10 protein-coding genes are annotated in these 15,535 nt (G+C 53.4%); 7 read left to right on the top strand and 3 right to left on the bottom strand.

From position 1 onward, the window contains the following. Window positions 1-210: 210 nt before the first annotated feature. The 3 genes from DFO47_RS01825 to DFO47_RS01815 form a co-directional block, all read right to left on the bottom strand. Window positions 211-819, bottom strand: coding sequence for an LPXTG cell wall anchor domain-containing protein (locus tag DFO47_RS01825; RefSeq protein ID WP_133830464.1), 609 nt, complete (start codon window positions 817-819; stop codon window positions 211-213). A gap of 171 nt (window positions 820-990) precedes the next feature. Next, complete coding sequence (locus tag DFO47_RS21050) at window positions 991-2,838, bottom strand: DUF4012 domain-containing protein (RefSeq protein WP_166651658.1); 1,848 nt, start codon at window positions 2,836-2,838, stop codon at window positions 991-993. A 137-nt stretch (window positions 2,839-2,975) separates the two neighbouring features. Further along, on the bottom strand, window positions 2,976-4,364 hold the full coding sequence (locus tag DFO47_RS01815; RefSeq protein WP_133830463.1) for a sugar transferase: 1,389 nt from the start codon (window positions 4,362-4,364) through the stop codon (window positions 2,976-2,978). 689 nt (window positions 4,365-5,053) lie between these two features. Here DFO47_RS01815 and DFO47_RS01810 point away from each other — a divergent pair. The 7 genes from DFO47_RS01810 to DFO47_RS01780 all read left to right on the top strand — a co-directional run bounded on the left by DFO47_RS01810 (window position 5,054) and on the right by DFO47_RS01780 (window position 15,409). Beyond that, window positions 5,054-5,911, top strand: a complete 858-nt coding sequence (locus DFO47_RS01810; protein WP_347876392.1) for a glycosyltransferase — start codon at window positions 5,054-5,056, stop codon at window positions 5,909-5,911. 1,098 nt (window positions 5,912-7,009) lie between these two features. Beyond that, on the top strand, window positions 7,010-8,368 hold the full coding sequence (locus tag DFO47_RS01805; RefSeq protein WP_133830461.1) for a hypothetical protein: 1,359 nt from the start codon (window positions 7,010-7,012) through the stop codon (window positions 8,366-8,368). A 355-nt stretch (window positions 8,369-8,723) separates the two neighbouring features. Next, window positions 8,724-9,650, top strand: a complete 927-nt coding sequence (locus DFO47_RS01800; protein ID WP_243835319.1) for a glycosyltransferase — start codon at window positions 8,724-8,726, stop codon at window positions 9,648-9,650. A gap of 346 nt (window positions 9,651-9,996) precedes the next feature. After that, window positions 9,997-10,773 carry a nitroreductase family protein gene (locus DFO47_RS01795; protein WP_166651656.1) on the top strand — a complete coding sequence of 259 codons (777 nt, stop codon included), beginning with the start codon at window positions 9,997-9,999 and terminating at the stop codon, window positions 10,771-10,773. Window positions 10,774-10,895: 122 nt separating this feature from the next. After that, entirely contained in the window at window positions 10,896-12,170 is a 1,275-nt protein-coding gene (locus tag DFO47_RS01790; RefSeq protein ID WP_166651655.1) for a polysaccharide pyruvyl transferase family protein, read from the top strand. Between the two features lie 64 nt (window positions 12,171-12,234). Continuing rightward, the gene (locus DFO47_RS01785; RefSeq protein ID WP_133830457.1) at window positions 12,235-13,728 is read left to right on the top strand and encodes a lipopolysaccharide biosynthesis protein; all 1,494 of its coding nucleotides are present in this window, start codon (window positions 12,235-12,237) and stop codon (window positions 13,726-13,728) included. A gap of 193 nt (window positions 13,729-13,921) precedes the next feature. Next, on the top strand, window positions 13,922-15,409 hold the full coding sequence (locus tag DFO47_RS01780) for a polysaccharide biosynthesis tyrosine autokinase (RefSeq protein ID WP_133830456.1): 1,488 nt from the start codon (window positions 13,922-13,924) through the stop codon (window positions 15,407-15,409). Window positions 15,410-15,535 lie beyond the last annotated feature (126 nt).

Raw genomic sequence — 15,535 nt, 5'->3', positions numbered from 1 at the left:
GCGGGGGAGTGGGACGGAAAAGTCGTATTCGCGTGGTGCCCTGCGCCAATGTCTCCCCATAGCCCTAATAGTTATCACAAAAGCGTTGGTGATTGAGCTTGCTAAATTCAAGGTTGCGGGAACCCGCAGCATCAATCCCAAAGCAAAAGGTGGGTGCATCTCCGTTTCCGGAGATGCACCCACCTTCTTTGGTGCTAGGAGCTGCTGCGGTTAGGCGGCAACCTCTGCCTTGGCGCGGCGGCGAACCACCACAACGGAGGTTGCACCGGCGGCCAGTGCGCCTGCGCCCACCAGGGTCCACAGGATCAGGCCCGAGTCGGCGCCGGTGTTGGCCAGGCCGCCCGTGTTGGCCAGCGGAGCGCCGCCGTTGGCACCGGCAGCGGCGCCACCGGTGTTTGCCAGGGAGGCGGCCACGGTTACCGTGACGGGGCCAACGGTGACACCGGAGGTGTTACCGGTTGCGGTCAGGGAGTAGGTGCCGGCTTCGCTGATGGAGATCGGCAGGGAGAATGCGCCCTGGGCGTCAGCGGTTGCGGACAGGGTCTGCGGTGCCTGGAAGACGGGAATCTTCACGGCAACGGAGCGGCCCAGGCCGGCGCCGTTGGAGGCCGGAGCCTGGCCCGGCGTAACGGTGATGGTCAGGCCTTCGCCGGCGAGGAAGCCCTGGCCGCGGAAGACGAAGGTTTCACCCGGTCCAACGGTTCCGTCGGAAACGGCGGCCTGCGGCGGAAGTGCCGGGTAGGTTGCGGCCATGGCAGGCGCGGAACCGATGAGTGCGATGGAGCCCGCGAGTGCGAGAGCTGCGAGTGTTTTCTTCATGTGTGTCCCCCCGGAGACGTTTAAATTTTTGATACCCGATTTTGGGGAGATGCCCCCTCCGCACGAGACCATGTGCAGAACTACGGATAGATATCCCAGATAGAAGGTACCATCCCGGATACGTTGTAACCAACCTCAATCCAGTCGGTTTACATAGTGTTAACGCGACCGTCACTGACCAGGATCACACGAGGCATTTTCGGTAGGCAGGATAACGTCCTTTACAGGCTGCACAGTCGGTGTGACAACCACGTTAGGTTCTGTGTGCTGGACGATCTTCCCGAAAGTGAACTCCACGGTTTTGCTTTCGCCAGGCGCAAGTTGCTGGGCAACAACGCCTACTGGCCTGTTCGCATGGATGTATGGGGCAAACGGGGTTTTCTGGCCGTCAATGGTGGCTGACTCGACGTTTGCTTGGGCGGGACCATAAGCGACAACGTTCGTTTGGACAGTGCCGGGGGCGACCCCAAATGCTCCTGCACCCGTGACGTATGCCGGCAGGGAAGTGGCAGCGTCACTTGGCGCCGTATTGGTGCTGGTCACTCGGACCGTCGTCTGTTCGTAGCCGTCTGCCGGACACTCCTTGATGAGCTTTACGGTGCGTTTGACGTAGTAGTCCATCTTGGCGCCCGTCCCGTCGTTGAAATACACGCCGAACTGGGCGGGGGAAACACTAGGGCCGGAGATGGAGCCGCTCAGAGCGTACTTGGAGATGACGGACTGCTCAGAACTTTTGGCGGACCAGATGAGAACACGTCCTTCTTCGGTGCCTCGGGTGATGCCACTGATAAGGCCTTTGGCTTCTCCCTTGCCGCTGGAAAGCGCAGAGAAAACTTCCTTCGCCACACCCGCAAAATAGGCGTCTTGGAGTTTTGGCTGTTTGATCTTCGCGTAGACGTCGGAGAGAAGCGTTGGGACCACGTTTTCACCGGTCAGTACAGTGGGCAGACCTGATGCCTTCACGGCTGCGAGTTCGGGTCCGTTGACGGAAACTGGTCCCGTCGACTGGAGGATGTAGCTCAGGACTATTGGATCAATCGAGATGACACCATCCACGCGCTGCCCAGTCTTCTTTTCCCACATCGCCTGGGCGATAGTTGCAGCCGTTGGAAAGTCTGGAGTGAGATTGACGTCCTGCAAGTACTTGCCGAGTCGGCTGGAATAGATCTGCTGCTGTTGTGGATCCACCGATATAACGGGTGAGATGACGCCAACGTCGCCCGCGCTGCTCTGTGGTCCTAAGGAGAGCTTGCCTTTGTCGAGTGTGAGGACGGCGAGGGCGCCCGGAATGCCACCCGAGGCGCGAGCCTCCGCATTATTCTGGATCATTAGAAGGTATGTGTGCTGTTCATCGGCTCCCAACATACCGGGAGCAGTTTTTGCAACATCAGCAGAGATGCTTACTGCACCAGTGACTGACGTCAGTTCTTGCCGAAGACGGTCCAGGGGTGCGGCTACTTGTCCTACTAGCTCGCTTGAATCAATCTGATTCAAGCGAGCAGCTGAATTGCTGACCGCTTGTGCCGCAGCTGAAATGCTAGGAGAAGCTCGCTGGAGTGCATCAAGATCTGTTGCGGTATCGCTGGGAACCAATTCGTCCCAGTTCATCGAGCCATAAACAGCTACTAGCGGCGCAACGCTCAGAGTGGCGATGTCATCTGCTGAACGCGAAATTTCAGCAACAGCGCTAAAGTTTGGGCCAACTACTGGCACCGATGAGGCAAGGGTCCAAAGAGGATCGTCAGCCGCATCCCGCGCCGCGGCGGTCTTCTCCCTTATGTGCTTTACCGTTACGCTCGCGCTTTCAGGATCATGGGAGGTGATGTCTTTACGGAGACCTTGCACTAAGTCTTCAGCGGCGCCGAGCTCCGTCTTAATTATCGTGGCTCGACTCGCGAGCCAAAAAACACTGGCGATTACGATGACGGCCATAAACATGAGAAGAATTCCGGCTATCCAGAATTTTTTGGACTTCTTAGTACTAATGATTTGTCCTGCGGCCGGAACTTCTAACCCCATGCGGCAACTCCTTTGCGGATATCGTTGAGTTTCGGGGAGTGCTCAAGCGCCATGACGAGACCCTCGAAAACTGTGAGAGGACGTATTAGTGCCCCGTGACCTCTCAGTAAAATCGCACGTTGGGTTGTGCCACCCAATTATACTGCTCCGGTACTTGCAAACACCGCTTTGAAGGTCTTCACGAGTATTACTAAATCCCCCGTTAGCGACCAGTTTTCTACGTAGTACAGGTCAAGCCTGATGCTCTCTTCCCAGCTGAGGTTCGAGCGTCCACTTACTTGCCAGAGACCGCTCATGCCCGGACTGACGTAAAGGCGCCGATGAGCCGCATCGTCGTATAGTGCGACTTCACCTTCGCGTTGCGGCCTCGGACCTACCAGACTCATGCTGCCGCCGAGGACATTAAGCAGCTGAGGTAGTTCGTCTAGCGAGTATTTTCTGAGCACGCGTCCGACGCCAGTAATTCGTGGATCATTATCGACTTTGAACAACGGTCGATCGGAGGTGCCCTGTGCATCCAATAACGCCTGTAGCTCTGTGTCAGCATTGACTCTCATTGACCGGAATTTCAGCATTCCGAAGGTACTTCCGCGGAGGCCGATGCGCTCTTGACGATAGAAGACAGGGCCAGGACTGCTCAGCTTGACGAGAATCGCCACAGCGGCAAAGAGCGGAGACAGCAGAAGCACAAGTGTTCCGGCAGCTGCGATGTCGAAAGCGCGTTTTGCGACTTTCTTGCCGCCGGTCAGCTTGGGGGTAGACACATGTATCAGAGGGAGTCCGGCTACGGGTTGTGTGTGAATGCGCGGTCCCGCTATGTCGGTTAACGCCGGCGCCAAAATCATACCGATGTCTCGCGAAGCTAGCTCCCAACCAAGGCGACGAAGATCTGTCGGATGCATGTTTACGCCAGCAGAAATTGCCACGGCATCAACGCCTTGCTCGACGATTACTGAGAGGATCGAGGAAAAATCGTTTTCAACACCGGTGATAGGAACGTCCATGCCAAGCAGACGCTCCGAGTAATTTGATCCAGGTAAATGTGCGGCAACGGGAAGGTACCCAGCAGAGGGTGCACTTGCTAATGACCTGGCGAGATGGGCCGCCGAGTGAGGACCGCCGATTATTAGTACCCTTGAAGCACTTCGGCCCCTTTGTCGTTCCAGGCTCAGATGCTGGCGAACAAGCCATCTCCCAGTTACAAGACCGAGAACGCCCGCGGGGAAGGCCAGTCCCACAAATCCTCGGGCCGTGTCTATCCGGAGCGCGTAGGAGACCACTGCCAGTAGGCCGAATAGCCAGACAGACGCGGCAACGATGCGTTTGTACTCCTCGGCGCCGGAACCGAGGACTTTTGCTTCACGAGAACCCCAAACGCCGAGCATGATCCACCAAGCCGATGCTAGAACAGCGGACAGGGCGATGTAATCGATATCGCGGATCTGGCCGTGCTCGACATCGGCGAAACCAAAGCGCACGCCGTAGGCTCCCACCACAGCCCATACAATGACGGCTCCATCGAGCATTCGCAGGCGAACAGCATACCTTCGTCTCCAGACATCGCGTCCAGGTAATGCTCGCACTCTAGTTTCGTGCTGTGCTCCCACTTGTCCCCCACGCAATGAAATTCTTCGATGTCCGCTTGTATGTTACTGGCCGCGAGGGCACTCCGGGAACCTGCCGGAGTAGCACAAGCCGGAGGACTTCCCTCTCCGTCACAAACGGGGCCTGAATCTCGACAAAAGCTTGACAATCTATACTGAGAACTTCCACCCACGCTGATCATTAGTTCTCAACCGACCGACACGCGCTGGGCCCTGCGTCTTAGGCAACTAAGACACTCATTGGGACGAACGGATTTTGCTGGCTTCTGGCCAAGAGGGGATGGGCGAGCATGTCCTACGAGAAGAGACAATCAACACAGCTAAGGGCGCTAGTAGTTCACGAATGGTTCGCGTCCATAGGTGGCTCCGAGAACGTCGCCACCACTATCCGTCAGGCCTTCAACGGAGCGGACTTACTGTGTCTTTGGCGCGATAAGAGCGTTACTTTGCAAGGAGATGGCAGGGTAATGGAGACGGTTCTATCATCTAGACCTTTTCACGGACGGAAAGTCCTATCGCTCCCGCTGATGCCGTTTGTATGGCGAAGGACTCATGCCCGCAGAAGGAAGTGGGACATAGCCATCGTTAGCTCCCACCTATTTGCTCATCACGTGGCCGTCGCCAAGGGCATGCCAAAGTTTGTTTATGTGCATACTCCGGCCCGTTACATTTGGGAACCTGAATTCGACGAACGTGGAGACAGTCTGCTGGCGCGTGCGGCGTCCGTGCTGCTAAAGCCGTTGGATCGATTCCGAGCCCAAGAAGCAATTTCTGTCGCAGCCAACAGCGAATTTGTACGCCAGCGAGTCTTGAAGAACTGGAAGCGCGACGCCTGCGTAATATATCCCCCTGTTGAGGTCACCGAAATTCGTGGTGTAGCTGATTGGTCCGCCTGTTTGGATGACGACGAAAAATCTCTCCTGGAGACTCTGCCAGTTGATTTTATTCTGGGAGCCTCGCGATTCATCCCCTACAAGCGACTGGATCTCGCAATTCGCGCGGGTGAGCTCACCCGTACGCCTGTCGTTATCGCCGGTGCCGGCCCCGAGGAGCAGCGCTTGCGTGACCTCGCACGGGATGCCTGCGTGAGTGTTGATTTCGTCCTGAGTCCATCGAACAACTTGCTTAGAGCGTTGTACCAGCGAGCAGCTGTTTTTGTTTTTCCACCAGTTGAGGACTTCGGCATCATGCCGGTAGAGGCTATCGCCACTGGAACACCCGTAGTCTCGAACCTAATCGGAGGCGCCAGCGAATCAGTTCTGGAGGGAATCACAGGCGCGCACTTTCAACCCGATGATGATGAATCTCTCTTGTCCGCCGTAAATCGAGCTCTGGCTCTAGATTGCACTTCCATTGCAAAGCATTCAGAACGATTCTCTCGGGAAAAGTTTGAGCAGCGTCTGCATCAGTGGGTGTCCACGACACTCGCGATATCCGCGCCCGCCGCGCGAAATGAATCTGTGCATTGAAGTTTAGATCTTTTGGGGGGAGGGCTTCTGGCTTTACTCGAATCATCACTGCTTCCTCAGTTCCTATCATGCGCTCAACCAATAACGGGACGATCAGTAGAATGTCCCGTGTAAGACGGGGGCTTTACGTGGGGTGCAACGTAATAGACCAGGGCTGGATTATCAGATGGAGATGACAATGGGAACCGATGATGTTCGGCTCGGCGTGGTAGTCGTCAATTATTTCTCCTCGAGTCAGGTGAAGGACTTACTCGATTCGCTTCGTACAGCTGGATCCGGTTGCGAAACTTACGTTTGTGTTGTGGACAACAGTTGTAGCGATCAACAGTTCGAAACCCTCGTTCACGACCTAAGGGACTTAGCAAGCGCTTTCGCTGCTCTGAAAATAGTACGAAGTGAAAGTAATATGGGTTACGGCAGGGGCAATAATTTGGGTTGGGCGACACTTAGAGCCTACAAACCTGAAACTGTCCTCATCGCAAACCCTGATGTTGTGTTCCTAAGCGGCAACCTGGCTGGAGCCATGACCAGGGTACGAGATAGTGCAGGCTCGATCTTCGGCACGCCCACGAGACATGGGTCCAACAACCTAAGCGGGTTGGCCTCAGTCAGCATAACTACTGGAAGCAGCCGCCAGCTATACGAGGGAGCTGACCTGCCTACCTCCATCTTAATTTACCCGGGTGGGCATTTTCTTGCCGTATCCGCTGATACTTGGGAAATAATGGGTGGTTTTTCGGAAGATTTTTTTCTCTATGGGGAGGAAGCTGATTTGACCCTCAGAATGAAAAACCGCCTTCCTAGCTCGAAAGTTGATGTTTTGACCGAGATAGCAGTAGCTCACTCGGGGGGACTAACAACGGGGAGCAGCGGTGAGGATAGAAAATCAGTGACTACGTATAGGCATGGAACTCGTAGTTCCATTGTGCTCTTTCGCAAACATCGGGAACTCCGTCCACGGTGGCCACTGATAGTGGCCCTACGATGCGTTTTTGGCCTAAAGACGTTTCTGCTGGAAGGACCTCGTGCGGGTATCGCCGTCTTCCTTGGAGTTGTCGACGGACTTTGTTGGCGCCCAGCGAACGAGCCATCATTCCAATGAACATTGACGAGGTCTTCAATATTTCCTGCATGGTTTTGTTGGCTATTCTGGGCCTTCTCGCCGTGCTTCAAATCAGATTCAACGTGATTGTATTTCTTGCCTATAATCTCACGCTCGTCTACGTAGGCCTATGTCTTTTGGCAACTGATGGGGTTACCTCATGGCAAATAGCTCACGAATATGGAATTGGTGTCCTAGGATTGATTCTCGGTTACGCCGCTTCAAATCGATACCTACTGTTGCGTCAGCAAAGGGACCGAGCCCCCAGCATCCGTAGTACTTTTTCAGATTCCTCCGTAATGGCCGTTGTAGTCACCGCTGGAACTCTCGGTATGTACCATTTAGTCGTTGGGGGGATACCGATCTTTTCGAGCTCAATCGAGGTAGAAAGATTCGATTTCACGTCATCGGGCTTTTTTGGTATACCAGGTCGAATGTTCTTGTTTGGCATACCAATAGCTTGGATACTCGCTTCGGTCAACGCAAAGATTCTTGGTGTTGAATGGAGAAACTATCGGCCTTGGCAGTTGGCGACTGGTTTCTATATTTTATCGGCACTGCTTTCCGGTTTCAAGAGTGGAATGCTTGCAATGCTTTTTACGATGCTAATCACTTATTTTCTGGTGAATCCTACGCCTGTGCGCATCGGCGTGTTTGCGCGGAAATACTGGTGGCTGACTGTTCTCCCAGTTGTCTATGGGCTCTTTGTTGCAACCACCTACGCAACTTATCAAAATACGAATGTTCCCCTTTGGCGCCAGTTGCTGAACAGAGTTACGGTCGTCGGAGCGCAGCCTGCTCAATTTGCCCTTGAGGGCCGACCTCAGTGGTACATGCCCAATGGTCTACTCAACGATGTATTTTACTATGCGAAGAAGTATTTCGGTGGTGACACATCTTTCGCGTATTCATTCGAGAGGGCAATTTCTGCGGAAATAATAGGTGCCGATCCGTCATCGTCGGCATGGACTACCCCAGTTACAATTGGCGGCTATTCCGAGTTAGTATTTTCGCTTGGCACCGTGAGTGCGGTGCTTGCCATGATTCTCGTGGGGGCTTGGGTTGCTTTTGCACATCATGCCACATACCGGTCTTCGCTTTCATTACTCATATCCGCAGTAGTCGCCTACGGTCTTTACAACTGGCTTCTGAAAGGGGGCCTTGTCTACTATGTGCTAAATCTTGGTGCGATTTGTGTCATGTTGGGATTTGTGGCGATAATCGGCAAATTGGGCGAAAAGGACTCGGCGTTGAGCTCCCCGACGGTAGGTCTTGGCCGTCTACCTTCGGAACCTAAAACACACGGAGTGAAGGCATTCAAGGGCAATGCGCCGTTTTCCGAGTCCGCATTTTAGAAAAAGAATACCACGAGAGATCGATGAAATGACGGTAATGCCGACAGGGCCGAAAGTCCTGTCTCTGACACTTTTTGCACCATACTCGGGAATACCGCATGCTGGCGGTGAATATGTTTATCGGCATTATCGATATCTCGCCAAAATTTCCTCTTTGCATGTTTTTGCGCCACATTCGAATGACAATGCGGACGCGTCCAGGAATGTCGACGATAGGCAGTATAAGCTCAGTGTATTTGGCTGCGACGACAGTAAATGGTTCGGAATACGCGGTGCCTGGCTGCTACTCGTTAAGTTTATTCGAGGCGTTTCTCTCGGTCTCGACGTGGAACGAGGGGCCCGTAGATGCGTGGAGATGAACGTTGCGGCGAAGAGCGCTGAAGTGATCGAATTTCAGTGGACGGAATCTGCGAGTTTGTCTCGTTATTTCAGAAGAATTGCGCCTCAAGCCAGACAGACGCTTATTGCGCATGATGTTTTGTCTCAGCGCTGGCGTCGTCGCTTCAAGTCCGAGAAAAGCACTGCGGCTCGAATCTTCTACTTTGGTCGCTACGTCTTCACAGTCTTAGCAGAGCGTCGGCGTTTCGCTTCCGTTGATACCATTTTGGTGTTTAGTGACAAAGATGCAGGCTTGGTCCGGAACTTGTATCGCTCGGCAGATGTCCGTGTTGTTAGCCCGCCCTTAATGGAAGATGGGATGCTGGAGGCAAGAAGCCAAGCTTCCTCGAAGAATAGCCGTTGCATCTTGTTCACGGGAGCTATGTCGAGACCTGAAAACGATGAGGGCATAAGGTGGTTTGCTGACGAGATCTGGCGAGACGTCAAGGCTGAGATTCCCGATTGTCGACTCGTGATTGCTGGGGCAGGGCCTTCACCGGAGTTACTAAATTTTTCGGAGACGCATCACGATGTCCTAGTCACGGGTCGGGTCGACGACTTGGCACCGTTCTATAGAGATGCAGATGTATTTATTTCGCCGATGTTCAACGGCGCCGGCGTGAAGTTTAAGAATATTATAGCCATGCTGTGGGGTCTTCCAATCCTTTCGACAGCCATTGGTGCGGAGGGCATCGGCTCTGAGGATCTTTATTTGGCTGTTACAGATGACCGGAATGTGTTCCGCGAAACGTTGTTGCGGGCACTCCGAAACCGGGACATTCGTCATGGCGTTGCCGCAAAGGCCAAGGCCTGGGCATTCGCGACCTATGGTGATGAGCAATTTGCCAAGCAACTTCAGGACATTTACTTGGCGCCGGCTGGAGAAGGGCGTTCTCACAGCTAACGGTTTTAGCTTCGAAATGTGATTAGTAGAAGATTTAACACAAACTGATTATCCATCAACTACCGGTCGACCGTTCAGATGGTATCTATGGAATTTGACACCGCGTCGCAAACCGATTTTTCGGGTTGAATGTCTGTACTGTACTCACCCAGAAGGAGATATGAGAGTGCGTAAACCCTACGAGACTAATCGTTCCCAGGACTCAATTCGACGTTTGAAGCACTTACTGTCCGTTATGAGAGGCCCGGTTGAGTTCGTCAGGGACTCCAGGCGTTACTTCCGCCACGCGGCACCGCAAGACGGCCACGTCAGTTCATCTTTGCGCGGTCGAAACCTGGAGTGCCAGTTGACGAAGGACTATCACCGGGTCGAAAAGGGGCTTGCGCTTCGCCACCCGCGGTCTAAATTTGGCGCAGACGTTATGGCAAGGCTTTCTATGCTCCTTCCCGTTGCCAGCGCGGAGTATCCCGAGGCACCCTACACACGTTTCGCTATCGAGGCGTCTGAAGCTCTTGGCCTGTGGAATAGCGGACACGGAGTCGATGAAGAAATCGCTCCGACTTCGGAGTCGTTGGTAACGCCGCAATGGGACATCGGGTTTGTCGAGACCTTCTTTAACAGTCGAAAGAGTGTTCGCCAATTCGATCTAGACAGACCAGTGAGCCAGGACCTGCTCGCCAGGGCTACCAGGCTTGCATCGACGACCCCTTCGGTGTGTAACAGACAACCATGGAAGGTTCGTTTCTACTTGGGCGATCATGTTTCGAATGTTCTTGCCTATCAGAACGGCAATGCCGGGTTCAGGCATGAGGTGCCGTGTGTCGGACTTATCACTGTTGACACCCGCATGTTCGCCGGTGCGAGTGAGCGCAATCAGCCCTGGATCGAGGGGGGCGTATTCGCTATGAGTCTTGTGTACGCCCTCCACGGCGTCGGCCTGCAGAGCTGCATGCTCAACATGTCTGTGCTGAACAAGCATGCCTCGGTGGTCCGTGCAGCAACCGGGCTTGAAGATGCTGAGCAAATCATCATGATGGTAGCCATTGGCCACGCGCCATCAAGCTACCGAGTGGCCCGTTCGCCGAAACGCGATATCTCCGAATTGATGACTGTCCATAGTTGACATTTACTGAGGTGATGATTCCCTTGTGAGTTCGGACGCACGTACGGCTAATGCTGCGTCGCCTGTGCTCTGGAAAAGCCATTTTTCACGAATGTACTGATATAAATTCAGGTTGGAAGTTGATGAAGATTAAAAAGTTGATTGGTAGCTTACTGACGGGTCTTATTGAATCACGGGCTTATCTCCGGATATCAGGTTTTGTAGATGAAGTTGCCTTGGCAGCTTTCAAGGCTCGCCGAGGGCATCGAAAATCCGAACAGCGCTATTCCATTATTGTTCCTACGATTGGAAACGGAAACCTGGGGGACCAAGCAATGTTCGATGCCTACGTTGACAACGTAGGAGGAGACATAGTTGCCGTCGTTAACAATCGCCATGACCTTCATGTGTCGGAATCGGGCAGCTCGAGAGTTTCGACGATTGCGCTGCCAGGTTTATTGAGCGGCTGGCCCCTTGGGCGGATAAGAGCCAGACTAAGGTTTCTAGACCTCGTACAGAATGCCTCGAGTGTGAGCATCGTGGGAGCCGACATCATGGATGGAGGCTATTCGCGACGTGATTCGGTACTCAGGAGTCAGCTGCTCAGGATGGCGGTGGCTTTGGACGTTCCGAGTCAGATTTTGGGATTCAGCTGGAACGGACATGCAAACGCAAGCGCTCAAAGAGTGCTTGAGCGAGTATCCAAAAGGGCAATCCTGAATCTAAGAGACCCCCTGTCGTTCGAGCGGATCCAGAGCACTGCCTGTGAGAATACTGTGCTGACGGCTGACACAGTGTTTGCACTGCGACATTTGGCACCAGCCCCAGAGGCCACGGTTTGGGTTGACAGTATGATTGCGAAAGGCCGGAAAATCGCAATCGTAAATACCAGCGGATTGTTGGCGCGCCGGTTCGACCTCCATTCTGAGTATGTCAAGATCACTGAAGCACTTCTCGACCGGGGCTTTGCTGTTGCCATTCTTCCGCACGTCATTCGTAAAGGTGATGATGACTTGGCGGTGGCTCGGGAACTTAAGTTGTCTTTTGGAAGAGAGGATGTTTTTCTCGTAAACCGATTGTGGACCCCGCGGAATGTAGCGTGGCTCGCTTCCCTATCCAGTGTAGTGGTTACGGGACGGATGCATCTTGCGATTCTAGCCCTCGGTCAAGGAACGCCAGCGATCACCCTGGCCACCCAGGGGAAGGTAGAAGGCATGCTCGGCTTCTTCTATCTCGGGAAATATGCAGTGGAACCAAGTTTGAGAATTTCCACAGAAATCATTGAGCTCATCGACTCAGTTCAACACGACGAATCAGCACGGCGACAAACGATCCTTCGGAGACTCGAGCAAGTTTCAAGTGATGCGCGTAAGAACTTTAGATTAGCAGCTAAGTTTCCCGCCACCACCGGCAATTAATACATATAGCACGATGCGGCTTGAAGTCTAGAAGGCGACAAGCGGTCGCTGAGCATGTCACCAAATGAAAACGAATCTTGAGGCGGAACGGGATATGTCACTAGGGTCAACCGGTGTGAGAGGTGGGCTTGTCACTCTGGCAAGCCAAGGCATCAAGATACTGACCCAACTTGTGGGACTAGTCGTCCTATCGAGGCTGCTGTCCCCTGCGGATTTCGGGCTTATAGCAATAATTACTGCGGTAATTGCCTTTGGGGACCTTTTCCGCGATTTCGGTCTTACCTACGCTGCAATCCAGGCAGACGTACTACCTCGCAAGGAGAAAACGAACCTATTTTGGCTGAATACCGCCATAGGATGCCTTTTTGCGATCATTTTGATTCTTGCTGCGCCCGGACTAGCGACTGTTTTCGAGGATGAACGCTTAACTGTAGTATTAGTTGTAACTTCTGCCACATTCGTTCTGAATGGTGTTCAGGCTCAATTTCGCGTCGAACTTGTGCGCCATTACAAGTTTACGCTTCTTGCAATTGCAGAATCATCAGCTCAGTTTGCGGGGCTTGCTGCAGCGGTGATATTGGCCTTGCAAGGTGCCGGCTACTGGGCCCTTGCTTTCCAACAGATAAGTATCGTAGCAGTTCTCACAATCGCAATAATTGCTACCGCCCGGTGGTTTCCTGGGTTGCCCAGCAGAAACGTCAGTATCACACGGTATCTGGGTTACGGGAAGAATCTTGCTTTTTCTCAAGTTCTAGGATATTTTGCAAGCAATGCAGATTCGATGATAATTGGAATACGTTTTGGCGCGCAATCATTAGGTTTCTACAATCGCGCTTTTCAACTCCTCATGGTGCCGGTCAATCAGCTTTTGGCACCACTTACGAATGTGGTTCTCCCGATACTGTCAAGGGTACAATTCGAGGATGCCAAGTTTATGCGCTTCCTAAGCGCCATTCATTTGGCCCTCACGTACTTAGCGCTTGTTGTTTTCGGGCTTGTTGTTGTGGCCGGTGAGCCGATCGTAGATATTGCGCTTGGGCTTGGCTGGGAGCAGACGGGGAATGTTCTTCGAATACTGGCGGTGGGTGGCATCTTCCAGACAATGAATTTCGTGGGATATTGGGCATTCCTCGCTCGCGGCGAAACTGGTTCGCTTCTGAAATATAACTTGGTCACGAAAACTGCGGTAGTAATTTCGGTGATCTTTGGTAGTCAATGGGGAATCCAGGGTATAGCTTGGGCTTATTCGGCGTCCCTTGCTGCAACCTGGCCTTTTCTTCTGGTATGGCTTCAGCGGTTATTCAAGCTCTCTTTTAAAATTATTGGCACGACAAGCATTCGTGTTTTCTCTCTCTTTTGCCTGTCGGTGGGAGCTGGTTTCATCGGACTCGATTATTTCAGTAGTGATATCCCGCTTCAGTCGATTTCTGTTGTTGTGGTGATTCAATTGGGCGTTTATTTTCTTTCGCTCCTTATGCCGTCAATTCGCAGCGACATGCGCGAATTGCTAGGATTTTTGCGTTTGGTGAGTCATGGTAAGAGCATTAGAGCGGCGTGACCCGTTAATCCTTCTCGGTGAGCTAGAGTGACGCCGGATTTATGTGTAATAGTTAACGGCCACAATGGGTGTGTAAGTGGAATTATGCACCCGCCTTAGATGCCGTCATGTATGATTGACCCGACTATAGGATTTTTTTGGTCTGGTGCTGGGCCTTGCGGCCGCTCCAGTCACATACACAGGGGGGCCCGGTTTGGACCTACGCGACTATCTGCGCATCCTTCGCCGCTATTGGCTGTTGGTTGCGGCGGCTGCTCTAATCGGACCAATGGTAGGGGGTCTTGCAGCCATCGTCGTCAGGCCGACTTACACCGCAACCACCCAGCTATTCGTTGCTATACAAAGTTCTGGCAGCGTGTCCGAACTTCAACAGGGAAATACGTTCAGCCAAGCTCGGGTTCAATCCTATGTTAAGACCGTGGGAAGTCCTGTGGTACTCCAGCCCGCGATCGATAGTCTCGGGTTGAAAGTAACCCCGGCCGAGTTGGGGAACCAGGTTAGAGCCTCGACGGAACTCAACACAGTCCTGATAAATATTTCTGTGACAGACACTTCTCCAGCTCAGGCGGCAGCTATCTCCCAGGCGGTGGCAGACAGTCTGGTAAAGGTAGTGGATATTTTAGAAAAGCCAAAAACCGGGGGAAGTTCTCCAGTCAGCCTCTCAGTCATATCTCCAGCGGTTGCGCCAGTCACGCCAACGGCACCGAATACAAAGATGAACTTGCTGCTTGGATTAGGTGCTGGTTTAGCACTGGGGTGTGCCCTTGCTTTGATGCTGTCCAAGCTAGACAGTCGACTAAGAGGCGAATCGGACTTGCGCGAAGTCACAGACGCGCCGCTCTTGGGTGGAATAGCTTTTGATCAAGAGGCCGTGAAGTCACCGCTGTTGACCCAGTCTGCTCCTCAAAGTCCTCGGGCTGAGTCTTTTAGGCAGCTCAGGACCAACCTACGCTTCACCAACGTGTCAGGTGAGACGCGGAGTGTGTTGGTAACATCCTCGCTTCCAGGTGAGGGGAAGAGTACGACGGCGACGAACCTTGCCATTGCTCTCGCTGAGGCCGGAGAGTCGGTCTGCCTGATAGACGCTGATTTGCGGCGTCCTGCGGTCGGCGACTACCTCGGTCTTGAGCGTAACGCTGGCCTGACGACAGCGCTTATGGGAGCTGCGGATGTGAATGAGTTACTGCAGCCCTGGGGCCAAGACAATCTCTTCGTTCTGACCTCGGGTCAGATACCTCCGAATCCTAGCGAACTGTTGGGTTCGAGCGAGATGAACGAACTCTTAGGGCGGCTCGAAAGGACGTTTGACGCCGTCGTAATTGATGCACCTCCCTTGTTGCCAGTTACGGACGCCGCGGTTCTTTCACAGCACGTTGGTGGAGTTGTTGTCGTTGTGGGCTCACACAAGCTTAGGCAACAGGATTTGCATAAGTCCCTAAAGGCATTGGAAATGGTTGGGGCAAAGCTGCTTGGGGTAGTTCTGAACCGACTTCCAGTCAAGGGGCCGGACGCGTACTCTTACGGTTACTACAGCCATGATGAGCCGAGCAGAAATCCGGTTGTGCGGCAGGAAGACCGTCGGCGAGCATCGAGGTTGAGAAGTCGGGGACTCAATGAGGCGCCTGTAGCCGATGACAGGCCGGCAACCCAATTTCCATCGACTAAGATTTCTAACTCGTAGAGTTCCTAAACCTCATGACGTGTTCGCGAAAGCGGACTCTTAACTGATGTGTCACGGTTGAAATCCGCGATTCGGGAGGCCCCGGAGACGACTTGCAGGCCATTTGCGACTACGCATCGTTGAGGG

Origin of the sequence: Arthrobacter sp. AG258 (assembly GCF_004364695.1) — a bacterium.
Lineage (GTDB): Bacteria > Actinomycetota > Actinomycetes > Actinomycetales > Micrococcaceae > Arthrobacter.
Note: the sequence above shows the minus strand (reverse complement) of the source record. Positions and strands in the feature narration are given on the sequence as shown.